Below are 23,146 nucleotides of genomic sequence, written 5' to 3'. Positions count from 1 at the left end.
TATGACAAATGCACAGGTAATGGATTTACCCAATGGCAGCAGGCAGTCCGGCGGCAGTGCATTCAGTGATCTGTTGTTTGCCGATGAGCAGCCGCCCAACGGCGCCTCCGGCAGCGACTTCGGCAATGACCAGTTCCAGCTCCGGGGGCTGGAAGACAACCGCCTGACCGATGCCGCCACCCCCTTGCTCGGGCTGGTGATCCGCATTCGCAGGCTGGCGGATTATCGCGCTGTTGAAAGCCTCTACCAGCAGGTGGCGGACGAAGTGGCGGCCATAGATCGCGAGCTGATCGAGCAGGGCTACGAACGCCCCACCGTGGTCGCCTACCGGTATGTGCTGTGCGCTTTCATTGATGAAGCGGTGCTGGGTACAGACTGGGGCGCCCACAGCGTCTGGTCGCAGCACTCGTTGCTGTCGCGCTTTCACAACGAAACCTGGGGTGGGGAGAAGGTCTTCGCCATCCTTGCCCGCATGGAGCAGGAGCCGGCGCGCTACAAGGACATGCTCGGGTTTATCTACCTGTGCCTGTGCCTGGGTTTTGAAGGCCGCTACAAGGTGATGGAAAACGGCCGTGATGAGTATGAACAGATTGTGCGCGGGCTCCATGAACAGCTGCAGTCGCTGAAAGAGGATACGGACCCCGAGCCTCTGGCAGACGCGCAGATCAACGTAACCCCGGCCCGCAACCGGTTACGCAGTGGCCTGCCGATCTGGGGAATTGCCGGGCTGTTCGCCGCGGCCATGGTGGGAATATATAGCTTATACAACATAGCGCTGGAAGAACGCATCAGGGATGTGCTCAGCGTATTGGAACAACTACCGAAATAAGGATATCACTGTGATTCGGGTAGAACTGCCAGCGCTCATCGGGCGCCTCAACGACATTTGCCGAAATGGACTGGAAGCCTCTGCGGCCCTTTGCATCAGCCGCCAGGGTGCGGAAATCACCCCGGCCCACCTGCTGTTTAAATTGCTGGAAACGCCGTTTTCCGACGTGCGCCAGATTCTTGAGCAGGCGGGTATCAACCATCAGGAATTCCAGCCCATTGTGGGTGAAAGCCTGAACGGCGAGCTGCAAACGGCGGAGCCGTATCCGTCCTTTTCGCCGCTGCTGATCGACCTGCTGCAGGACGCCTGGCTATTGGCCTCCACCGAGCTGGGGCATCGGAACTTGCGCTCCGGCGCCATCTTCCTGGCCTTGCTGATGAACGCCGACCGCTACCTTATGCCCCAGGTGAGCCAGCAACTCCGGGACATCAACCGGGAACAACTGCGCCGCCAGTTCGACACCATGACGGCAGGCTCCACCGAACGCCCGGAAATGGCGCAAGGCGAAGCCGGCGCCCCCCAGGCCGAGGCGGATATGGATCCGCTCAAACGCTACGCCACCGATTTTACTGCGCTGGCCCGTGCCGGAAAGCTGGACCCGGTGGTGTGCCGCGATCCCGAAATCGACCAGATGATTGATATTCTCTGCCGCCGCCGCAAGAACAACCCCATCGTGGTGGGCGATGCTGGTGTGGGCAAAAGCGCCATTGTGGAAGGCCTGGCCCTGCGCATCGTCAACGGCGAAGTGCCGGAGCGCCTGCAAACCGTTGAACTCTGGACCCTCGACATGGGTGCCCTGCAGGCTGGCGCCTCGGTAAAAGGCGAGTTTGAAAAGCGCCTCAAAGGCGTGATCGAAGCGGTCAAAGCCTCAACCACGCCCATTATTCTGTTCATCGACGAAGCCCATACCCTGATTGGTGCCGGCAACAGCGAAGGCGGCTCCGACGCCGCCAACCTGCTCAAACCTGCACTGGCCCGTGGTGAACTGCGCACCATCGCCGCAACTACATGGCGCGAATACAAAAAATATTTCGAAAAAGACCCGGCCCTCAGCCGCCGCTTCCAGCCGGTAGCACTGGACGAACCCAGCCCGGCACAAGCGGTACACATTCTCCGTGGCCTGCGCACCCTGTATGAAAAAGCCCATCAGGTACTCATCGCCGACAGCGCCCTGAAAGCCGCCTCCGAAATGTCCGCCCGCTATCTGGCAGGCCGACAGCTCCCGGACAAAGCCATAGACGTACTGGACACAGCCTGCGCCCGGGTCAGCCTCAACCTGAGCACGCCACCGCGCCAGCTCAGCCACGTGCGCAGCGAACTGCACCAGCTCTCCATGGAGCAGGAACTGCTGAACCGTGAACACACCCTTGGCCAGAGCGTCGACACCGACCGGGAAGCCGAGCTGGAGCAACGCATTGCGGAACTGAACGCACAGGCCGCTGAACTGGAAGAAAGCTGGAACACCCAGCGCGACATGGTCGCCCGCCTGGTGGAAATCCGCGAACAGTTGCTGAACCCCGCTCAAGCACAGGAATCCGCTGCAGAGGGTGGCGCCGATACCGAAGCCAGCCCGGAACAGGCTGGTCTGGAAGAACACCCCGACCTGCAAAGCGAAGCCGCCGCCCTCGAACAGGAGCTGGCAGAACTCCAGGCCGACGAACCCCTGGTGCACACCCGTGTAGACGCCCGCCAGATTGCCGAAGTCATCGCCGACTGGACAGGCATCCCCGTCAACAGCATGACCACCGACGAACTGGAAAAAATCACCCACTTGCCGGCGTACCTGCAGGCCCACATCAAAGGCCAGAACACCGCCATCGACTGCCTGCACCAGCACCTGCTCACCGCCCGCGCCGACCTCCGCCGCCCCGGCCGTCCCATGGGCGCCTTCCTGCTGGTGGGCCCCAGCGGCGTGGGTAAAACCGAAACCGTGGTACAGCTGGCCGAACTCCTCTACGGCGGCCGCCAGTTCCTCACCACCATCAACATGTCCGAGTACCAGGAGAAACACACAGTCTCCCGCCTCATCGGCTCACCTCCGGGCTACGTCGGCTTTGGCGAAGGCGGCATCCTCACCGAAGCCATCCGCCAGAAACCCTACTCCGTGGTGTTGCTCGACGAAGTCGAAAAAGCCCACCCGGAAGTCCTCAACCTCTTCTACCAGGCCTTCGACAAAGGCGAACTGGCAGACGGCGAAGGCCGGTTGATCGACTGCAAAAACGTGGTCTTCTTCCTCACCTCCAACCTCGGCTACCAGACCATCGTCAACCACGCCGAACACCCGGAGAACATCGAAGAAGCCCTCTACCCGGAACTGGCCGACTTCTTCAAACCCGCGTTGCTGGCCCGAATGGAAGTCGTACCCTACCTGCCGTTGGGCGAAGACACCCTCAACCGCATCGTCGGCGACAAACTGGAACGCCTGGCACAGCAAATCCGCGACCGTTACCACACAGAGGTGGTGATGGAAGACGGCCTGGTAGAAGCCATCCGCAGCCGCGCAACCAGAAGCGAAAACGGTGCCCGCATGCTGGAATCGATCATTGAAGGTGAACTGTTGCCGCCGATCTCGTTGGCGTTGCTGGAGAAGCTGGCGGCGAAAGAGCCGGTAACACAGGTAACCCTTGGGGTTTCAGAGAACAAATTTACTGGAATCGTAGCTTAACGTGAAGGCTTCCTGAATCGTAGCGCACCGCGGGGTTGAGCTTTCCAAAACCCTGCGGAGCCATGGATGGCGGAGCGGAGCCTACAGGGACGTATTCACGGCGTGTTTTGGAAAGCTCAACCCCGTGGTGTGCGGGCGGTAAACAAGAGCCAAGCGTACAAGGATGTATTCACAGCGTGTTTCGGGAAGCCAATCCGCTTGCTGAGCGGCAGTCAAAGCACATTCTGGAAAGCCAAGCCCCACGCTGTGCGACCGGGCCAGAACAAGGCCGGATAACAGGAATATAAGGGAAAAGAAAAATGGGACGGATGCAGATGGAACTGCACACCGGCATAGAGCTGGCAGTCGCACTGACACGCCAAACCACATTGCCGGATTTGCTGAAAACCGCCACAACGCAGCTGGAAAACACCTTCGGCCTTACCCGCTGCTGGGCACTCGAACTCGACCTCAGCGGCCGCACACTGCACTGCAGCGACCTGGCTGAAACCGGCGAATTCGACTGCGGCGACTTCAGCCACCCCTTCGCCCACCTGCTGCAAACCGGCAAAGCCCGCGAACTCACACGGGCCGCAAGCTACCGCCTCGATCACCCTGGCTTCCAAAGCCTCATGGAAGCCAGCGACCGCCCCAAATCCCTGTGGCTCGAACCCCTAAAAGGCGACGACGGCCGAACCCTGGGCATACTCATCCTCTGCCGCGACGAATCCGACTGGAACGGCATAACCGCCCAACCCCTGTACCGCGGCCTCCTGCAGTTGCTCACCCACCAATGGATCGCCCAGCTGCAAAGCCGTGACCAGGTGTGGCAACGCCGCCTGCTAAAACGCTCTCTGGACGACCTGCACGACGCCGAAACCCTCCGCAAGCGCAGCGAAAACCTGGCGCAAACACTGGTCGGCCCCTCCGAAGCCATGACCCGCCTGCGTGCCCAGGTAGTGCGCGCAGCCAGCAGCCAGTTATCCGTGCTGGTTCAGGGCGAAACCGGCTGTGGCAAAGACGTCGTGGCCAGAGGCATCCACGAACTATCCGACCGCGCCGACGGCCCCCTAGTGGTGGTCAACTGCGCCGCCATACCGGACAGCCTGCTGGAGAGCGAACTCTTCGGCCACACCAAAGGCGCCTTCTCCGGTGCCGATCAGGCCAAAGAGGGGCTTCTGGCCCAGGCCAATGGCGGCACCCTGTTTCTGGACGAAATTGGCGACATGCCCATGGCGCTGCAATCCAAACTCTTGCGGGTTCTGGAAAGCCGTCAGTTCCGGCCCCTTGGCGCACAAAAGGAACAGCACTCCGATTTCCGGCTGGTCGCGGCTACCCACCAACCCCTGCGCCAAAGCATAGAGGACGGCAGCTTCCGCCGGGACCTGTTCTACCGCCTGAGCCAGTTCCCACTGCAGATATTGCCGCTGCGGGAACGCCTGGATGATCTGGAAGCCCTCAGCCGTCACTTTATCCGCCTGTATACCGAGCGTGAAGGTGCCGGGCCTCTGGGCATCAGCAGCCACGCCTTGAAAGTGCTGGCAACTTACGATTTTCCCGGTAACGCCCGGGAGTTGCGCAACATCATTGAATTGGCATGCTTGCAGACCCCGGCAGGGGATGACATTCAGCCGGAAATGCTGCAACTCACCGACCTGTATACCGATCCCTGCGTTTCGGAGACCTATGGTGGCGAGATTCAAAGCCCGGGCATAGCCTCCGTGCCCGGTACCGGGGAAATCCGCGACCTCAAAGCCGCCGCTCAGGCCTTTGAAGCCGCGGTTATCCGGGAGCGTTTGCACCAGTACGGCGGCAACCGCGCCCAGGCTGCCGAGAGTCTGGGACTACCCAAGCGCACCCTGGCCCACAAGTGTTTGAAGTATCAGGTAACCGATTTATGAAACTTGCAATGAGGCACTTCCTTGCGTGCGCCTGGGCATTGTTTAAAAAGCCATCGCTAACCGGCTTTTACGCCGCCCTTGTGATGCTTGGGGCGGCAAATACCCCGGTGCAGGCCGGATTGCTGGACCATGCCCGAAAATGCACCAGCGAAACCCGGCGGCTGGAGCGACTGGCGTGTTTTGACCAGGTGTTCGGTACGCCTTTGGCGGAACCTGTAGCCGGTGCTGTGCCCGGCACACAGGTTAACCTCAGGCCCGCTTCCAGCCGCTGGCGCCAGGCTTATGCCCAGGCAGAAGCAGATGCCTCCACCGGTGGCGTTCAATACCGCGACACCGGCCAGGCCGCAGGCCTTCTGGTAACCGTGCCGGCTTTGGGTGCGCAGCCGCCCCGGCCTTTGCTTGCGTTGCAGTGCCATAACAACATCACCGAACTGACCCTGATGCTGCCGGAGCCGCTTGAGGCGGAGCGAGTGAACATCGGGCTTGGTACCTCGGAAAACACCGGTCAAAACGCCTGGCGAGTGCGCGACAACGGCTACGTACTCAGCATCGGCCGCGGTTTGCCGGCAATCCGGGCGGTCAAGGCCATAGAGCGGGAAACAGACATTCGTGTGTTCTCTCAAAACAGCCCCATAGACGGTCTGTTATTTGATTTGACGGGTTTTGGAGACGCCATTCGCCCGCTTCGTAAACGCTGTGGCTGGTAACCGGCGGGAATAGACAGGCAAGGACGCGAGGGAAGAGACCATGCAGGTAATAGAACAGCATCCCTACATTGAACAGGTGGTATCGCCATTGGAAGTCGAATTGCCCACAGGCCAGGCGCTGGGCGAGGATGCCGCCCTGGCGTTTCTGGAAGACGAAATCATGAAAATCGGCTCCCTTGCTCACACGGATATCGACTGGGGCAAGGTTGAGAGCGAATCCCTGAAAATCCTGTCTGCCAGAAGCAAAGACCTGAAAGTGCTCGGCTTTCTTCTGATTGCCCTGCAGCGTGGCGGCGACGGCGAACGCTTCGCCCTCTCCCTGTATCTGCTCCATCGCGTGCTTGATGGCTGGTGGGAGGCAGGCGGGCCTTACCCCGGTGACAAGGGCAAGCGGGCGCGGAAAATGATGTTTACCCAGATGCTCCAGCGGGCAGCCAAGGGTGTCGATGGAAAAACCTTTGATGCCAGCGTGGGGGATGGCCGCAGCTATTGTCTTGAGTTGCTGGCAAAGCTTCAGGCTCAGGCGGAACAAAAAGAGTTGCCCGATGATGCGTTGCGGGATCTGAAACGCGCTGTTGAAAAGTTGCCCCGGGCTCAGGAAACCGGCACCCGGGCTGAAAGCAAACCCGAGGCGCAAGCTACAAGCCCGTCCAGCACAGCAGGCGGCACCAAAGCCAGTGCAACGCCTGCAAGCACACCTGCCAGCCCATCCCTTGGCGCGCTCACATTGGACCCGAGCGACGTGCGGACCACCCGCCAGAGCCTGCTGAAAGTGGCGGATATGCTCACCGGCACCGAACCGGAGCGGCCCCTGGGCTATCAGATCCGCCGCTACGCCATCTGGCAGAGCATTACGTCGGTGCCGCCTACCCGGGATGGCAAGCGTTCAGATCTGGCGGCCGTGAGTGCCGACCGGGTAGCCGATTACCGGGAAGCCCTGGAAAAGGCACCGGATCATACCCTTTGGCAGCGCATAGAGCAGAGCCTGTCGGTAAGCCCCTTCTGGCTTGAGGGTCACCGCCTCAGCGCTGGTGTGGCCGCCGCACTGGGGTGTGACGCCTGTGCCGAAGCCATTCGGGCAGCCGCTAACGAGTTTTTGGAAAAGCTGCCGCAACTGGCGGAATTGACGTTCAACGATGGCACCCCGTTTTTACCCTCGGAAACAGAAGAATGGCTTCTGTCTGCTCCTGCCAGTGCTTCCGGGCAGTCCGGCGGCGGTGCCAGCCCCTGGGAACAGGCTTATGACACAGCGCGGGAGCTGTCTACCCAGAAAGGTCTGGCGCCGGCGATGCAATTGCTGGAAGACGGGCTGGCCGGGGCCAGGGAGCCGCGGGAACAGTTCTATTGGCGCCTGGCGTCGGCACAGCTGATGAAAGACAGCGGCCTGGTGAGCCTGGCTTCGCGGCAGGTTCAGGATCTGCAGCAGCAGGTAGCGGGCCTGGTTATTGAAGACTGGGAGCCCGCACTCCTGAAACAACTTGATCGACTGTCCTGAGAACTCTGGACCTGTGTTGCCAACCTTTGCTGTGGAACCACCACACCGGCAGGTTGGCGCCTTGGCCAGAGCTCTCAGTCCGGGATTAACGAATTAGCCAGCCGAACACTGGTTATTGTAAGACGTACACACAGCAGGAATGGACACCATGTGGAGAAAAGCTTTACTCATCGGTCGCTGGCTTCTGCCATACATTAAAAACGCGGCACCGGTTACCTTGGCGCTGGGCCTGATTGCGGTCCTGGTAGCTACCTGGTGGCTGGGGCCAAGGTGGGAGGTGCGCGGTGAGTTCCCGCTGGCAGCCTGGCAGATGCGGGCGCTGGTGACTCTGGGCGTTGTGCTGCTGGTCGTCATGGTCTGGGGCACGGTGCTGGCCCGCCGCCTGGGCAAGGTAAATGCAGCGAAAGCCGAGGAACAGCAGGAGCAGGAAGATCCGATCCTGCCCATGGAGCGCCGTCAGCAGCGCTTGCTGGATCGCCAACTTACGGCGCTGAAGAGCAACCTGCCGGGGCGCCGGGGTGTTTACCGCTTGCCCTGGTATCTGGTTATGGGTCTGGAAGATGCCGGTAAAACCAGTCTGATCCAGCGTTCCGGGCAAATCTATACCCTCACCAACGTCACCCGCAACAATCGGGCGGATCGCAATCCCTTCGGGTTTGACTGGTGGATTGGCGATAACGGCGTGCTGATTGACCCGGATGGTGAACTGCTGAGCCAGGGAGAGAATCAAAGCACTGCCGGGGAAATACAGCAGCGGTTGTGGGCGCATTTTATCCAGTGGCTTGAGCGCAACCGCCCGCAACGCCCGCTTAACGGCGTGATTCTGGCCATTGATCTGGCCCAGCTGAGCACGGCCAGCGAGGAGCAGCGGGAAGCTCATGCCATTTTGCTGCGCACCCGGCTGCGAGAGTTGATGGAGCAAATAGGCTCGCGCCTGCCGGTCTATGTGTCCTTCACCAAAATGGATCTGCTGTACGGCTTTGGGCCCTTTGTACGAAGCATGAGCAAGCAGGAAAAAGAACAGGCGTTGGGTTTCACCTTCCGGCTGGAAGGTCAACTGGATAACGACGATTGGCTGAACGAATTCTCCGAACGCTACAGCGGGATGGTGGCGCGCCTGAGCGAGCGCCTGCCAGACGTGCTGGCCAATACCCGGGACGCAGAGGAGCGGGCATCTACCTACTCATTTACCCGCCAGCTTGCAGGCATGAAGCCCGCGCTGGAAAACTTCCTCACCAGCCTTCTGTCGGCGGATGCGTTTTCAACACCGGCCCTGGTTCGCGGTACCTACTTCACCTCGGTTGTGCAGGAAGGCGTGCCGGAAGATGCCTTTGTTTCTGCCGCCGCCAGCCACTATCAGGTATCCGGCCCCATACAGCCCGCTCAGCGTACAGGCCAGTCTGCCAGCCTGTTTACCCAATCGCTTTTCCCCGGGATCATCTATCCCGAAGCCGGGCTTGCCGGGGATAACCGGCGGGTTGTGCGCAGCCGCCAGCGCCGCGTGGCCGCTGCGGCGGTGGTGGCAGTGTGTGTCGGTACCGGCGTAACCGCGGGCTGGCAGCATTACTTCATCAAGAACGCGGAAGCCGCGGCCTCGGTTGAAACACGGGTTAAAAGCTTTATCGATAACTGGCAGCCTGTGGGTTACGAGCCGGACACCACGGGGCGTAACCTGCTGGAGCCTCTGGATCAGTTACGCCGGGCGACCCTGGCGTTCGGTGACCACCGCAAACAATGGCCGCTGATCAGCGATATGGGGCTGTATCAGGGCCACAAGGTGGGGCCGGAAGTGGAAGCTTCCTACCTGGATATGCTGGCGTACCAGTACCTGCCGGCGCTGATGTTCGGGGTGATGGGTGAGATGAGCCGGGCACCGGACAACAGCCCGGAGCGCCTTGAACACCTGAGGGTGCTCAGGATGCTCTACGATGCCAGTGGTCGTCGCCAGGATATTGTTTCCCGCTACATGAGCGAATACTGGCAGCGGGCCTTCCCGGGGCGCCGGGATGTTCAGCAAAGATTGATGGGGCATCTGGACTACGCCATGTCTTACACAGACCTGGCCCAACAGGCGCGGAACGGGGATGTCACTGCGGATATGGCGCTGGCTCCCTTCAAAAGCAGCGTACAGTGGTCACAGCACGAACTGGGGCGTATCTCTACGCCAGACCGGGTGTATCGGGATCTGGAAATTGAAGCCGCCCGGGAATTCAGCCAGCCAAACGACCTGGCCCGCACCTCCGGCCCTGCCTTCAGCAACGTGTTTGTGCGGATAGACCAGTACGGCGAGCCGGTTGCCAATGAATCTGAACGGCAAGCGGCACAGGCGCTGGCTGATGATCCCCTGAGCATCCCGGCCTTACTGACCCGTGATGGCCTGGAGAAATGGTTCCTGCGCAAATCCGCCACGGTGACCGAGTTGGCCCTGATCGACGCCTGGGTGCTGGGCCGCCGGGACAACGTGGAATTCAGTAAAGCCGACGAGGCTGAGTTGCAGGCCAGCTTGCAGAATCTCTACGCCGAACACTACGCCAATGCCTGGCGAACCGCCCTGAGCCGGGTGGACATTCAGACCTTTGACGACCTGAATCACGGGGTCCGCATACTGGAAAGCCTGACCGGTGGTCATCAGCCCCTGGCCCAGTTCCTTGGTCAGGTAAGCCGTAATACCCGGTTGATACCCGCTGCCGAAGGGGAGGGTGTCACGGCCCGTGAGTTGCTGGAGCAGTCGCCGCATTTCCGCATGCTGCAGAACATTGAGCGCCAGTTTGCCGACCTGAACCAGCTCACCCTCAAGAACGGGGACCAACCCAGCGGGCTTGAGCAGATCATGCGGGTGGTCAGCGACCTGCACGAATACATGCGCAATGTTCAGGAGTCGCCGGACAAGGGTAAGGCCGCCCTTAACGCCGCCCGGGCCAGAATGGGGTTGCAGGGCGCCGACCCGATTTTCACCCTGCAGCGCATGGCGGTGCACCAGCCCGAGCCACTGAACCGGTTGCTGAACCGGCTGGCCACAGAAAGCTGGCGGGTATTGCTGGACCAGGCCGTGGCGCAACTGGAGCGGGAATGGTACCGGGAGGTCTACCAGCCGTTCCAGCAGAACCTGGCCAGGCATTATCCGTTTAACGCCAGTGCCGGGCGCGATGTGGCGCTGCAGGATTTTGAGCGGTTTTTTGCCCCCGGCGGCGTGCTGGACAGCTTCTACAAGGACAACCTGAAGCTGTTCCTGGAGGATCATCCGGAGCAGGTCGGGGATGCCCGCCGGGCCAGCCTGGTGCGCCGGGATGTGCTGGCGGCTCTAGGCAACGCGGACAAGATTCGCAGTGCCTACTTCACCCGCAGTGGCACCCTGGATGTGGAGTTTGCCCTGGAGCCCCTGAACCTGTCTTCCAACAAACGCCGCAGTGTGGTGAATCTGGATGGCCAGTTGGTGGAGTTCAGCCATGGCCCGCGCCAGAGCATACCGCTGGTCTGGCCCAACACCCTGCGCGAAGCGGTTGAAAGCCGGATTACCCTGGTGCCGGTGCAGGTAAACCGTTCACCCCGCAGCATTTCAGAGAACGGGCCCTGGGCATTATTCCGGTTACTGGATAAAGCCGATATAACCGGCGTCAGCAGCAGTGCCGTGGATGTGCGCTTCCGGGTGGATGACGGAGAAATGCGCTACCGCCTGCACGCGGCCAGCAATATCAATCCGTTTACCCAGCAGCTGTTATCCGGGTACCGGATACCGCGCAACTTGTATTAAGTGACCTACCTCAAAAGCGACATGGAGTAGCCTGCGATGAATTGGCAGCAAAAGGCAGGGAATAAAGAATGCTGACTGGCCGAACAACATTCGCTTTCAGGCTTATGTTGTCTGCTTTATGGCTGGCTTTGGCTGTTGCTGTGAGATCTGGTGAGGTCAGCTTGCCCCCCGTGCCCCTGGCCAGTACCTATCAGCAAGGCGTTGCACTGGAGAATTACTGGATCAGTGAGAAACTGGATGGCGTAAGAGCTTACTGGAATGGCCAGGCCTTTTTATCCCGCAATGGCAACGTCTATCAGGCCCCGGCCTGGTTTACTTCAGAGTTCCCCGCTATACCTCTGGACGGTGAGCTGTGGATGGGTCGCCAGCGCTTCGCAGAACTTTCCGGTGCCGTGCGTAAACAGACACCGCTGGATGAGGAGTGGCGTGGGATCCGGTTTCATGTGTTTGACGTGCCAGGCCCCGGCCCGTTTTATCAACGGTATGAACAGTTGCAGAGGTTGGTACTGGAATCCCGTTCTCCGCACCTGGTACTGGTGGCGCAAAAGCCTGCAACCTCCCATTCCGCATTGATGGCCGATCTGGAAAGGATCGTCGCACAGGGCGGTGAGGGCCTGATGTTGAAACGGCAAGACAGTTTATACAGAGCGGGCCGCTCTGACGACTTGCTGAAGGTGAAGACCTATGAGGATGCCGAGGCGGTGGTGGTCGCGCATATACCGGGCAAGGGCCGGCTCCAGGGCATGATGGGGGCGTTAGAGGTGGAGCTTCCCAGCGGCCGGCGCTTCCGCATAGGCACCGGCTTCAGTGACGATCTGCGCACTCGACCACCCCTGCCCGGAACCCGCATTACCTTCAAATACTATGGCCTTACGGCAACCGGTCTACCGCGCTTTGCAAGTTTTTTGCGTGTGCGTGACGATGAGCCGGAATCGTCCGGATTTCAGCCGTAATACGGTTTTACCGGCTTTATCAGGTGTCTCTGGAAGATTTGCCAGTTGTCACGAAATTCAGGCCTTGTGCTAGAGTAATCTGTGAATGGCTTTATGGGTTCTCGAAAGGGGCCTGTTCCAGGCCGTTGTCGAATGAAGTCAGGAATCAATCAGGAGACAAGCTCATGGAAAAGCAAACAGCACAAGATGATTACGCTCGCGTCAAAGAAGACCTTCAGCTACTGAGGGAAGACCTTGCCTCACTGACCAAAGCCGTTGCAGAAGGTCAGAAAACCAGTGCCAGTAACCTGAAAGAAGAGATCAGCCGTGAGGCTCATGCCGTGTTTGAAAACCTGCGCAAACGGGGCGATGCTGCCCTGACTCGTGCGACGGAGGCAGGCTCACAAACGGTCGAGAGCGTGGAGCACAAAATTGAGGAAAGGCCGTTTCTTACGGTCATCCTCATGTTCCTCGCCGGTATCATTGTAGGTAAGATGCTTGACCGCTGATGATGCCTGATTCTGCAACGATCCAGAGCGCCCTTCGCAAGGCTGTCGCGGCAATCACCGGGATGGTTTTGGCGTTGGTGCTGCTTACGGCGTTGTTGGTTACCGGCTTTTATCTGCTGGTCAACGCAGCGACCCTGGCCCTGGCTCCCTTTGTGGGTAAGCCAGGCGCCATGGCGATTACAGGGGGTGTATGCCTGTGCCTGCTCGCGTTCTTCTTCTATCGCATGACCCGCCCGGCCAAAGCCGGCCGCGATGCGCAAAGCAGCAGTCCGCACTTGGGCTCGCCCATTGAGCTATTACGCTCACTGATTACCCGCAATCCACTAGAGGCGGCGGCGCTGGCGTTTGCCGTTGGCGTTGCAGAGCAGAGCGACCCGAGATTAAAGAAATTGTTGCTCCAGGGCGGCATGGTTCTGATGCGCCAATCTGCCGAATCTGATGCCCCGGGGACCGGTGCACCGGAAGAGGCTCCAGCACCCCCGGCAGACAAGGCTCCCGTCGACTGATCGTTTGCCATCCTGTTGTTTGTCCTTTTTGCACCCTCCCTTCTGGGACCTCAGGATTTCTTTCCTCAAGGCATGATTACTGTATTTGCACAGCTGTCGGGCTGCAACCGTTCCAGACATTCAAGTCTATGACTTCAAAGATTTATTCAGGGTTTTTTTTGAAAAATATTAATAAAGAATTAAGAGGATTTAGTCCGGATTTAACCCAAATTCGTGATCAGAGGCGTTAGGGTGGAAATACGTGTTTCGGGAGTCATGAATCAATGCAGCTACCCGGAAAACGCTTTTACGAACGGAACTTCTAACCAGCGAGGAAAAAGCATTATGAACTCCAAAGCTCGTATTGCCTGTGCCACGATTTTGTCTGCCAGTGTATTCGCTGCCCCGGCAGCCTTCGCTCAAAGTTCTTCGGATCGTGACGCCTCCGGCCCTTACATCAAGGGTAGCTACGGTGGTTACAAGTCGCACAATGGCGACTTTGACGATTCGAATGATCTGTACGGCGCAGGTGTCGGTTATCAGTTCAACCAGTTTTTTGCTCTGGAAGCGGATTACATAGACTTTGGCAACTTCGGTAAAGACGACGTTGAAAGTAAGCTGAAGGGTGGCTCCCTGGTGGCAGTTGGTCGTCTGCCGGTAACGGACAGCTTTGGTGTTTACGCCAAAGCGGGTGCCTTTGCGGCTGCGCTGGACGTGGACGCGTTCGATGAGAGCGAGACCTATGATGAGGTAAGCCCCGTTGTGGGCGCAGGTGTTGACTTCCGCATTACAGAGCACCTGACCACGTTCCTGGAATATAATCGCTACAATGTTGACGTAGACGAAGACGACTTTAACGGCCAGTTGAACAATGATGGCCCGGACTTCGATACCGCTCAGGTTGGTCTCAAGTTCCAGTTCTGATCCGCCGTAGTATGACCCCCGATGTAGTCTGACCCCCGATAAGGTGCAGAGGCGAGGCTTCTGCACCTTTTCTCCTTGTTAGCTTCCCGATAGCCCCCCTGCAGCTCATACAGATATACTGATACCGCATTGCCCGACGGTGAGCCGGAACGCAAGGCGGTAAATAAACAGCTGAACAGGAACAGAGCACATGTCTGGAAATGAACCCTTTGACTGGTCATCAACCCCCGCAGCGGTGTGGCGGCGCCATCGCTCCGGCTTGCGTGCGGTGCGAAGGCTGGATCCGGTTCAATGGGGCTCTCTGACCGGTATTGAGCACCAGCAGCAGGCGCTTGCCCGCAACACCGAACGCTTTCTGGCCGGCAAGCCGTCCAATAACGTGCTGCTCTGGGGTGCAAGAGGCACTGGCAAGTCTTCCCTGATCAAGGCACTGCTTAATCGTTACAGGGAGCAGGGCCTGAGAATCATCGAAGTCGACAAGGATGATCTGGTGAACCTGCCGGAGATTGTGGATAACATCTGCGATTTGCCGTATCGCTTCATCATTTTCTGTGATGACCTGTCCTTTGATGTGGGCGAATCCGGCTACAAGGCCCTGAAGAGCGTGCTTGAAGGTTCACTGGAGCTGCCTCCGGAGAATGTTCGGGTATACGCCACCTCGAATCGGCGCCATCTGATGCCGGAATTCATGTCTGACAACCTGAAAGGCCACACTCAGGATGGCGAAATTCATCCCGCTGAGGCCATTGAGGAACAGGTTTCCCTGGCCGACCGCTTTGGCCTGCAGCTATCCTTTTACGCCTTTCCCCAGGAAGTGTATTTGCAGGCGGTGGATGCGCTATTCCCGGACGCTGTGGATCGGGAAAACCTGCACCGTGAAGCCATCCGCTTTGCCACCCAAAAAGGCGTGCGCAATGGCCGCACGGCGCAGCAGTTTTACCGGCAGTTTGCCGGTGATGAAACCGGTTTGGAGAGATGAGTTCCAGACGGGACACTAGCAATGGGCGGACGGCATAAGAACCTTGAAACACACACCTTCAACGCCATGGCGAGCCTGATTTTCGGCTTCAACGCGCCCACCGTGAAAATCGGCGATCAGTTGAACGATTAACAGGCCTTGCCCGAGATGCCCTTCTTCCTGGCCCTGGCGAACGGATACGAAGGGGCTGAAAATGCTGGTGTCCGGATTATCCGGCAGGGCCGAGCCTTCGTTGAAAACGGACAGGCAAATCTGACTCCCCGCTTGCTCAACGCCAATATGAATCTGACCGTCTTGCGGCGTGAAATCCCGGGCATTATCCACGAGTTTGTCAAGCAGCTGCACCATCAGCTCAGGGGAGCCGGCCAGAAGGATACCGGATTCCGGCCCTGTGAAGTTAAATTGATGATGTGGATCCAGGGTCTGATAGGCCGCAGTTGCCTGGCTGATAACCTCCGCCAGATCGAAGGTCTCTTTGTCAGCATGATCAAAGCTTTGCTCCAACCTGGCCGCCTCGCTCATGCCATTGAGTATTTTCCGCAAGCGCTCGGTCGCTGCGGCTGCGCGCCCGATGTATTGCGAGCGCTCTTCTTCAGTTTCACTGTGGGAGAGGTTTTCCAGCGAAGATCGCACCACCGCCACCGGAGTTTTGAGTTCATGGGACAGGCGCCGCGAAAAGCTCTCCAGGTAACGATTATAGCCGTGCAGCCGGTCGGCCATCTGGGCGAAGTGGTTCTGTAGCTGCCCCAGTTCGTCCTGGGCGCTGGAGCCCGGAAGGGTGCCAATGATCCGGCCGTCGGCATCAATGCTGGTACTGACTGCACGCTGCAGGCGGGTAATACGCCAGGACAGCCAGCTGGCATAGCCCAGCAAAACCAGCGTGAGGCCAACAATCATCAGTGTGCTGCGGGCGATGACTGAGCCAAGGGTGGAGCCGGACAGTGTTAACAGTTGGTCCATGGATTGTTCCAGTACCAGGGTTCGTCCCCCGAAGACAGGCTCGGTGGTCATCAGCCAGACGCTGCCGTTTTCATGGCGCACGAGGCCTTCGGCTGGCAGGGCATCCATGTTCAGCCGGTTGGCACCGGCAGCAAGGGTTGCCGGTTCTGGTTGATAGATCTGTATCAGCGCCCGCAAGGCATTGAGGCTGATGTGTTCGGCAATCTGCAAGAGGCTGAGTTCATCAAACTCTGGCCGTTTTTGCCGCGCAGGTGTTGATTGTTGAGCGATTATCCAGCCCGCGGGCTCAACCAGCCGGGCCATTTGCCCCCGGTCCATACCCGGGGCCAGCTGCCGTTCCAGCAAGGGTTTGCGCTCGACCAGAACCGGTAGCGGGTTTGTTGATGTGGATATCTGGGCCGGTTCCGGGGTGTCCTGCCATCGGGCAGCAAAACCCAGGCGGCTGCCCCGCGGCGGCTTGGGAAGCTCCAATTCCAGCTGCCAGCCGTTGCCTGCCGGCTGCCAGGCTCCGCTGACACGATAGTCGGGTGTGTTTTCGCTTGCTTTACTGGCGGCATCAACCGTCGTTGCATAAACCTTGCCCGGTGCAGGAGTTCGTATCAGCCAGGAAGCTGTCCGGGCCGCGGGGTTCAGTGACCCGTCTGCAGGCTCCAGCCAGAGCAGGAGCCGGTCATGGGGCTGTTCCGGGGAGCCGGGGTTGAAAAATACAGGCTGGCGGTTGCCAACGCGTATCAGCAGGTACAGATGTCTCTGGTCGGTAGCCGCTTGCCAGCGCAGGGTGGGTTTGCCGGTGCTTTCTCTGGGTTGATCCGACTGTGCAGCAGACTGCCAGGGCTGAAGCTGCTCACTCTCATCGTAGCCCGGCCAGTCGTCACTGAAACCGTCCAGTTTGAGTGGGGTGTTCAGGCTTTCCACGTAGATGGCAGGCGTCCGGGAGGCCACCGGGGGAAGGTCCAGGCTGAGGTCGCCGGCAGTCTGCGCCAATCGCTCTGCCTGGTCTTTTAATTGCTGCAGCGCCTGTTGTCGAAGAGCCTGGTCCAGTTCCAGAACAAACTGCAGGCCGGCCCAGGGAATCAGCAGCATCAGCAGGCTGGCAACGAAGAGTTGGCGCTTGAGGGTCACGAATCAGAGCTCACGGGCGTTCCAGCGATAGCCCATGCCGTAGGCGGTCTGGATGCTGTCGAAGGTGCTGTCGATCTGCAGGAATTTGCTGCGGATGCGTTTGATGTGGGAGGTGACGGTGTTGTCATCCAGGTGCGTGTTGGCGGCTTTCATCAGTTGCTCGCGGCTGCGCACGTGGCCGGGGTGCTGCACCAGTGAATGCAACATCCAGAATTCGGTAACCGTGAGGTCGATTGCGTTTTCATCCCAGGCTACGGTCATGCGGTCCACATTGAGGCTGAGGCGGCCCCGGTTGACCACTTCATCCGGCTTTTGCAGGGCTTCGGCCCAGGCGTCGGCCCGGCGCAGCAGGGCGGTCACTCTTGCCAGCAGATGTTCCATGCTCATGTCTTTGGTGACGTAATCATCGGCGCCCAGGCGCAGGCCGTGTACTGAGTCTATGTCGCTGTCGCGGGCGGTCAGAAAGATGATGGGCAGGGTTGCGGATAGCGAGCGCAGGTCCTGGCATAGGGTGAAGCCGCCTTCGGGTTCGTTGCCCAGGCCGACGTCGATGATGGCGAGGTCGGGCAGGCTTTGGCGCAGGACCTGCCATGCTGATGACCGATCACCGTAGGTGGATACGCGATAACCGCGGCGTTCGAAGGCGGCGCGGTAGTTGTCGCGGATGGCGGGTTCGTCCTCTATCAGAACCAGGTGTTTTTTCATGTTTTTGGCTGTTGTTTGTGGGTGTTGGGGTCTATTTAAACACGGGAGGCGTTTAGAACAAGGGTAGCTTGCTGCGTTGCCATAATTCATCATTTTTTGTTCGCGGAATGTTTGATTCTGCCATGGGGGTACCTTTTTTGGTTGGTGGAATGGCTGTGTCTGATTTAGTCATGTAGCCAAAGGATTATTGCCATGATGTTTTCTTCTCTGTCCTCTCAACATAGCGCTTTCCCGTTTTGCTCTAGTCCGCCCACCCGAGCGGCTGAAGCCCCTCCCGAAACATGCTGTGGATACGTCCCTGTACGCTCGGCTCCGCCATCCATGGCTCCGCACGGTTTCGGGAGGGGCTTCAGCCGCTCGCGCGGGCTCAGTGCAGGGCGCTCGATTCGTGTTCGGCGCTTTATGGAAGGGGTTAGTTTGTGGATGGCTATGTTGCTGGTTTTGTTTGTGCAGCCGCTTTATGCAGAGGCCAACACCGGCAATGAAGATTCCGCAGGAGCCTTGCACTTTGTGGACGGTAAAGGGCAGTGGCAGGAACCCGCTTTGGTGCTGGGGAGTGACTTTGATGTTCGGGTTAGTGGGCTGATTGCAGACAGTAAGCTGGTGCGGTCGTTTAAGAACACGAGTGATGACTGGCGCGAGGGGGTGTTTGTGTTTCCGCTGCCGGAAAAGGCCAGTGTTTATGGGCTGACCATGAAGGTGGGAAGGCGCACGATTGTGGGGGAGGTTCAGCCCCGTGCGGAAGCGAAGAAGACTTATGAGGCGGCTCGGGATGCCGGGCGTCATGCGGCGACGGTTGAGCAGCAGCGGCCGAATTTATTTACCACTCGGGTGGCGAATATTCCGCCGGGGGCTGAGGTGAGTGTGGAGCTCAGTTATCAGCAGTTGGTGAGCTATCGGGATGGGGTGTTTGAGTTGAGTGTGCCGACGACGCTGACGCCCCGGTATATGCCGGGTGAGCCTTTGGTGGTGGCGCCGCAGCAGTGGCAGGGTGGCTGGGCGGTGCCCACCACGGAGGTGGCGGATGCGGATGCGATCAGTCCCTTTACGGTGGATGTGGCCGATGTGGCAGCGGACAGCCACCGGGCTTCGGTCCGGCTTACGGTTGATGCCGGGTTGCCGCTGGCGCGGGTATTCAGCCCCAGCCATGAGGTGGCTGCCCGGCAGGATGGGCAGGTGGTGTCGGTAGCACCCCGGGCGGGGAATATTGTGATGAACCGGGATTTTGTGTTGCGCTGGCAGCCGATTGCGGGGCAGGAGCCGGGGGCGGCGGTTTTTCATCAGCAGTGGGAGGGGGAAGATTATCTGCTGGCGATGGTGATGCCGGGGCGGGCGGGTAAAACCCGTTTGCCCCGGAACCTGACGTTTGTGATTGATACTTCCGGCTCTATGGCCGGGGAGTCGATTCGGCAGGCGAGGGAAGCTTTACAGCTGGGGCTGGAAACGCTGGCGCCTGGTGATCGGTTTAATGTGATTCAGTTTAATTCCCAGCCCCACGCTTTGTTTATGCGACCGGAAATGGCGACGGCCAATAATCTGGCCCGGGCGCGGCAGTATGTGAGCGGGTTGACGGCCGATGGGGGTACGGAAATGGCGCCGGCACTGACCCTGGCACTGGAAGGACAGGGCGAGAACACTGGTGAGCTGCAGGAAGAATCCACAAGAGTTCGCCAGGTGGTGTTTATAACTGACGGCGCGGTGGGCAATGAATCGGCGCTGTTCAGCCAGATTCGGCGCCAGCTGGGTGATCAGCGGTTGTTTACGGTGGCCATAGGTTCAGCGCCCAACAGGCATTTCATGCGCGAGGCCGCACGCTGGGGGCGTGGCAGCTATACCTCGGTACAGGATCCGGCGGATATCAGTGGGCCGCTGGCAAGGTTGTTTGCGGCCATGGAGGCGCCGGTGTTGACGGATATCCAGGTGAACTGGCCGGGGCAGTCTGAAGCGGCAATGGAAGACAGCTTTCCGCTCCGGCCCGGTGACCTGTTTCAGGGCGAGCCCTTGTTGCAGGTGGTACGTGGCGTTTCGCCGACGGGTGAGTTGAGTGTGTCTGGCCAGCTGCCGGGAGGTGGCAAGTGGCAGCAAAACCTGGATTTACAGCAGGCAGCACCCGGCACCGGGCTGAATCGCTACTGGGCGCGGGAGAAAATCGACAGTCTTCTGGATGAAGCGCGGATTCAGGCGAAAGAACCGGCCAAAACACAGATCACTGAACTGGCGGTTAAGCACAGTCTGATGTCGCCTTTTACCAGCTTCGTGGCGGTTGATAAAACGCCGGCTCGTGCTGCAGAGACCCGTCTGGTGCGGGATCATCTGCCGACTCTGTTACCCGCTGGCAGCCAGCCCGGTTTGGCGCGCTACCCACAAACGGCTACTTTCGCGCCTTTGCTGATTGCCCTGGGTTTTTTTGGCTTGATGCTCGGTGCTGCGATGATGCTGCTGCAAAGGCGGGCGTACCCATGAGCCGTTTACTGCTGTTGCTTATAACCAGCTCTGCCACCCTGTTGGTGTTCGGCCTTTGGGTTCCGTTAAAAGCGGTGGTAGCCCAGGAATTGCTGGAAATTGCCTGGGCTGAAAGCCAGGCTCGGCAGACGGAGGCACGGCCATGGCCCTGGGCAGATACCTGGCCTGTTGCAAAGCTGTCTATGCCGGATGTGGGCGATTCCATGATTGTACTGGCCGGCGTCCATGGCGAAAGCCTGGCATTCGGGCCAGGTCAGATGATGGGAGCCTATGGCCAGCGGGGTGCTGTGGTGATTGCGGGGCACAGGGATACACATTTCCGGCCCCTGAAACACCTGGAACAAGGTGACGAGCTCCGGTTGCAACGCCGGGACGGCCGGTGGCAGGGTTATCGGGTACACGAAACACGAATTGTGGATAGCCGCTCGGAGTTCATTGATACACAAACGTTGCCCGGGAATGTGCTGCTGTTGGTTACCTGTTATCCATTCAACAGCATGGATGCGGGAGGCCCGCTCCGGTATGTGGTGGAGGCTCATGCAGAGGGTGGCAGTATCCAGGGCCCGCCAGTGGAAATTGACACTGTTGCAGGTCTGTAAATCTGGCGTACACTTGTGCGCCAAAATCCTGTTTCAGAGTTTTCCGTATGGATGTTGCAAGAAGTCTGCTGGCCTGGCTGAGTGTTCCTGTGATCTGCTTCCTGGCGTTACCGGTTTATATTTTCCGGCCGTTCAACCCGGACAACAACCGGCTGCTGGGCTGGACCATGGCGCGTGTTGGCCGGGTAATACTGGGTATGAAGCGGCCCCTGCAGGGGGCAGAGAACATGCCAAAAGACCGACCGGTTGTGGTCATTGCCAACCATCAATACAACGATGATCTGTTTGTAATGGGTGATCTGATGCCTCCACGTACGGTTACGGTTGGTAAATCAGCGCTCGTGTGGCTCCCCGGATTTGGGCTTGTGTTCTGGCTGGGAGGCAACGTGATGCTGAACCGCTCTCGTTCCCGTAAGGCTGTTGCTGTTATGCAGGCCACCAGCGATGCCATTATTCAGGACAACAAAAGCCTGTGGGTATTCCCGGAAGGGACTCGCAGCAAAGGCCGTGGCGTGCAGAAATTCAAAAAAGGGGCCTTTTATGCGGCCGTGGCATCCGGTGCTCCGATTGTCATGGTTTGCAACGCAGAATACCGGAACAAGGCAGTGAGCTGGCTCGGTAAGCGGGAACCTGTTGCTGTCCGGATTTTGCCGCCCGTGGAAACTACAGGCCTGACCACTGATGATGTTCCCGCTCTGATCGAACGTTGCCACCAACAGATGACAGCAGCCGTTGCCTCTCTCTGAGGTCGAGCGTTCGTTGGCCGAAGTGGTTGAAACAAGGGCAAAAACAGGGCAGTCTTTGCGAGTCTGATTGCGCTTTTCGATGAATGCTTCATGGAATCCCCGCTACAAGAGAGGCAAAAGATGAACCTGATTCTGTTCCTGATTATTGGTGGTGTAGCCGGCTGGCTCGCCGGTCTGATTATGAAAGGCCGTGGTTTCGGTGTGCTGGCTAATATTGGTATTGGTATCGTCGGTTCCTTCCTTGGCGGCTTTGTATTCCGTTTGCTGGGCCTTGCGGCGCAGGGCGCAGTTGGCGAACTGGTAACCGCCACAGTGGGTGCAATATTACTGCTGGCGATTGTCAGCAAAATCAGGAAGAGCTGAACATGATTGTACCTGTTACCGGAGTGTTTGCGGCCGTACTCGGTATTCTTCTGCTGGTGTTATCGGTGCAGGTGGTGAGATTCCGCCTGAAGTACAAAAAAGCCCTGGGCACAACCGACGATCGTGATTTTGAGGCGGCCGTCCGGGCCCACGGTAATCTTATAGAGTATGCACCGCTGGGTCTTATCATGCTGGGTATCGCGGAGCTGAACGGTGTGGCGAGCGGCCTTGTTTACTGGACAGGTATGGCTCTGGTGGTGGGCCGTATTCTCCATGCCTGGGGCATGATTAGTGGCCATGGCGGCGAGCATAAAGCACGGGCGCTTGGCATAGTGCTGACCTGGCTGGCCATTCTGGCAGCCGCGATTCTTCTGCTCTGGAATGTCTGGAGCGTATACGGCTGACGGTGCCAGCCACAGAATCCGGGGCCAACCCAACCATTCCGGCCCCGGCCATTGCTTCTCTAGAGAGCTTTTGCCATCTCGCTGGTCAGATATTCAATCTCAACCCGGCGGTTAGCGGCCCTGTCATCCGGCGTTGTGAAGGGGCGGGCTGACCCCCAGCTGGCAGTGAGAAGGCGTGATTCGCAAACCCCCTCTTCAATGAGCAGTCTGGCGACAGCGTTTGTCCGCAGTCGTGACAAAAACCGGTTATAGTCCTCGGCACCGAAGTTATCAGCATGACCATGTATCCGGATATTGATGGACGGGTGCTGCCTCAGATAGGCAGCATGTTGGCGGATAATCGCCCTGTCTGAGCTCTCCAGCGTGTGCTTGTTGAAACTGTAGTGAAACCTCATCCGGTGCGGGCGTATGGCTTCAGCGGTCTGGGCCGGAAAGGTCGTCGCATTAAAACCGGATGCCAGGACAGCTTTGGCAATCAGCTCCGGGTTCTCCAGTACGAGTATGGTCATCTGCAGTATCCTTGTTCCAGGTCTCTGGTTTTTCTTGTTATTCCGGCTCACTATCAGCGGAGGCGGGAATAACGGCAATTGGCGGAAGGTCTAGAAATAACCTTCGCGCTGAAAGCCAT

General features: G+C 58.9%; 19 protein-coding genes. 16 read left to right on the top strand and 3 right to left on the bottom strand.

Annotated elements, in window-relative coordinates:
- Nucleotide 1 precedes the first annotated feature (1 nt).
- The 11 genes from icmH to CDH48_RS12585 all read left to right on the top strand — a co-directional run bounded on the left by icmH (nt 2) and on the right by CDH48_RS12585 (nt 15,156).
- Nucleotides 2-829 carry a type IVB secretion system protein IcmH/DotU gene (gene icmH, locus CDH48_RS12640; RefSeq protein ID WP_100689113.1) on the top strand — a complete coding sequence of 276 codons (828 nt, stop codon included), beginning with the start codon at nt 2-4 and terminating at the stop codon, nt 827-829.
- 10 nt (nt 830-839) lie between these two features.
- The gene (gene tssH / locus CDH48_RS12635) at nt 840-3,494 is read left to right on the top strand and encodes a type VI secretion system ATPase TssH (protein ID WP_188437652.1); all 2,655 of its coding nucleotides are present in this window, start codon (nt 840-842) and stop codon (nt 3,492-3,494) included.
- 308 nt (nt 3,495-3,802) lie between these two features.
- Nucleotides 3,803-5,374: a sigma-54 interaction domain-containing protein gene (locus CDH48_RS12625; protein ID WP_100689110.1), complete on the top strand. Its 1,572-nt coding sequence runs from the start codon at nt 3,803-3,805 to the stop codon at nt 5,372-5,374.
- Nucleotides 5,371-6,081, top strand: coding sequence for a type VI secretion system-associated protein VasI (gene vasI, locus CDH48_RS12620; protein ID WP_227521079.1), 711 nt, complete (start codon nt 5,371-5,373; stop codon nt 6,079-6,081). Before CDH48_RS12625 ends, vasI begins: the two co-directional genes overlap by 4 nt.
- A gap of 40 nt (nt 6,082-6,121) precedes the next feature.
- Nucleotides 6,122-7,576, top strand: a complete 1,455-nt coding sequence (tssA, locus tag CDH48_RS12615; protein ID WP_100689109.1) for a type VI secretion system protein TssA — start codon at nt 6,122-6,124, stop codon at nt 7,574-7,576.
- A gap of 139 nt (nt 7,577-7,715) precedes the next feature.
- Nucleotides 7,716-11,327 carry a type VI secretion system membrane subunit TssM gene (tssM, locus tag CDH48_RS12610; protein ID WP_100689108.1) on the top strand — a complete coding sequence of 1,204 codons (3,612 nt, stop codon included), beginning with the start codon at nt 7,716-7,718 and terminating at the stop codon, nt 11,325-11,327.
- A gap of 68 nt (nt 11,328-11,395) precedes the next feature.
- On the top strand, nt 11,396-12,280 hold the full coding sequence (locus CDH48_RS12605; protein WP_100689107.1) for a DNA ligase: 885 nt from the start codon (nt 11,396-11,398) through the stop codon (nt 12,278-12,280).
- 164 nt (nt 12,281-12,444) lie between these two features.
- The gene (locus tag CDH48_RS12600) at nt 12,445-12,768 is read left to right on the top strand and encodes a hypothetical protein (protein ID WP_100689106.1); all 324 of its coding nucleotides are present in this window, start codon (nt 12,445-12,447) and stop codon (nt 12,766-12,768) included.
- A complete protein-coding gene (locus CDH48_RS12595) occupies nt 12,768-13,274 on the top strand; it encodes a hypothetical protein (RefSeq protein WP_188437650.1) in 507 nt (168 codons plus the stop codon). Before CDH48_RS12600 ends, CDH48_RS12595 begins: the two co-directional genes overlap by 1 nt.
- A gap of 324 nt (nt 13,275-13,598) precedes the next feature.
- Entirely contained in the window at nt 13,599-14,177 is a 579-nt protein-coding gene (locus tag CDH48_RS12590; RefSeq protein WP_100689105.1) for a porin family protein, read from the top strand.
- 190 nt (nt 14,178-14,367) lie between these two features.
- A complete protein-coding gene (locus CDH48_RS12585; protein WP_100689104.1) occupies nt 14,368-15,156 on the top strand; it encodes an ATP-binding protein in 789 nt (262 codons plus the stop codon).
- Between the two features lie 15 nt (nt 15,157-15,171).
- Here CDH48_RS12585 and CDH48_RS12580 read toward each other — a convergent pair whose 3' ends face one another.
- Together CDH48_RS12580 and pdsR are read right to left on the bottom strand one after the other, a co-directional pair.
- Nucleotides 15,172-17,238, bottom strand: a complete 2,067-nt coding sequence (locus tag CDH48_RS12580) for an ATP-binding protein (RefSeq protein ID WP_100689103.1) — start codon at nt 17,236-17,238, stop codon at nt 15,172-15,174.
- Nucleotides 17,239-17,241: 3 nt separating this feature from the next.
- Nucleotides 17,242-17,943: a proteobacterial dedicated sortase system response regulator gene (pdsR, locus tag CDH48_RS12575; RefSeq protein ID WP_100689102.1), complete on the bottom strand. Its 702-nt coding sequence runs from the start codon at nt 17,941-17,943 to the stop codon at nt 17,242-17,244.
- Nucleotides 17,944-18,366: 423 nt separating this feature from the next.
- Between pdsR and CDH48_RS12570 the strand changes: the two genes are divergently transcribed.
- The 5 genes from CDH48_RS12570 (at nt 18,367) to CDH48_RS12550 (ending at nt 22,518) form a co-directional block, all read left to right on the top strand.
- On the top strand, nt 18,367-20,406 hold the full coding sequence (locus CDH48_RS12570) for a marine proteobacterial sortase target protein (protein ID WP_227521077.1): 2,040 nt from the start codon (nt 18,367-18,369) through the stop codon (nt 20,404-20,406).
- The gene (locus CDH48_RS12565; protein ID WP_100689100.1) at nt 20,403-21,005 is read left to right on the top strand and encodes a class GN sortase; all 603 of its coding nucleotides are present in this window, start codon (nt 20,403-20,405) and stop codon (nt 21,003-21,005) included. The genes CDH48_RS12570 and CDH48_RS12565 overlap by 4 nt, the downstream gene beginning before the upstream one ends.
- A gap of 47 nt (nt 21,006-21,052) precedes the next feature.
- Complete coding sequence (locus tag CDH48_RS12560; protein WP_100689099.1) at nt 21,053-21,751, top strand: lysophospholipid acyltransferase family protein; 699 nt, start codon at nt 21,053-21,055, stop codon at nt 21,749-21,751.
- 120 nt (nt 21,752-21,871) lie between these two features.
- Entirely contained in the window at nt 21,872-22,114 is a 243-nt protein-coding gene (locus tag CDH48_RS12555; protein ID WP_100689098.1) for a GlsB/YeaQ/YmgE family stress response membrane protein, read from the top strand.
- A 2-nt stretch (nt 22,115-22,116) separates the two neighbouring features.
- Nucleotides 22,117-22,518, top strand: coding sequence for an MAPEG family protein (locus tag CDH48_RS12550; protein WP_100689097.1), 402 nt, complete (start codon nt 22,117-22,119; stop codon nt 22,516-22,518).
- A 59-nt stretch (nt 22,519-22,577) separates the two neighbouring features.
- On the opposite strand, the gene CDH48_RS12545 is transcribed toward CDH48_RS12550, so the two are convergent.
- Entirely contained in the window at nt 22,578-23,027 is a 450-nt protein-coding gene (locus CDH48_RS12545; protein WP_100689096.1) for an OmpA family protein, read from the bottom strand.
- Nucleotides 23,028-23,146 lie beyond the last annotated feature (119 nt).

Origin of the sequence: Marinobacter aromaticivorans (genome assembly GCF_002806975.1) — a bacterium.
GTDB lineage: Bacteria > Pseudomonadota > Gammaproteobacteria > Pseudomonadales > Oleiphilaceae > Marinobacter > Marinobacter aromaticivorans.
The sequence above is the reverse complement of the archived record's forward strand: the minus strand, read 5'-3'. Positions and strand labels throughout refer to the sequence as shown.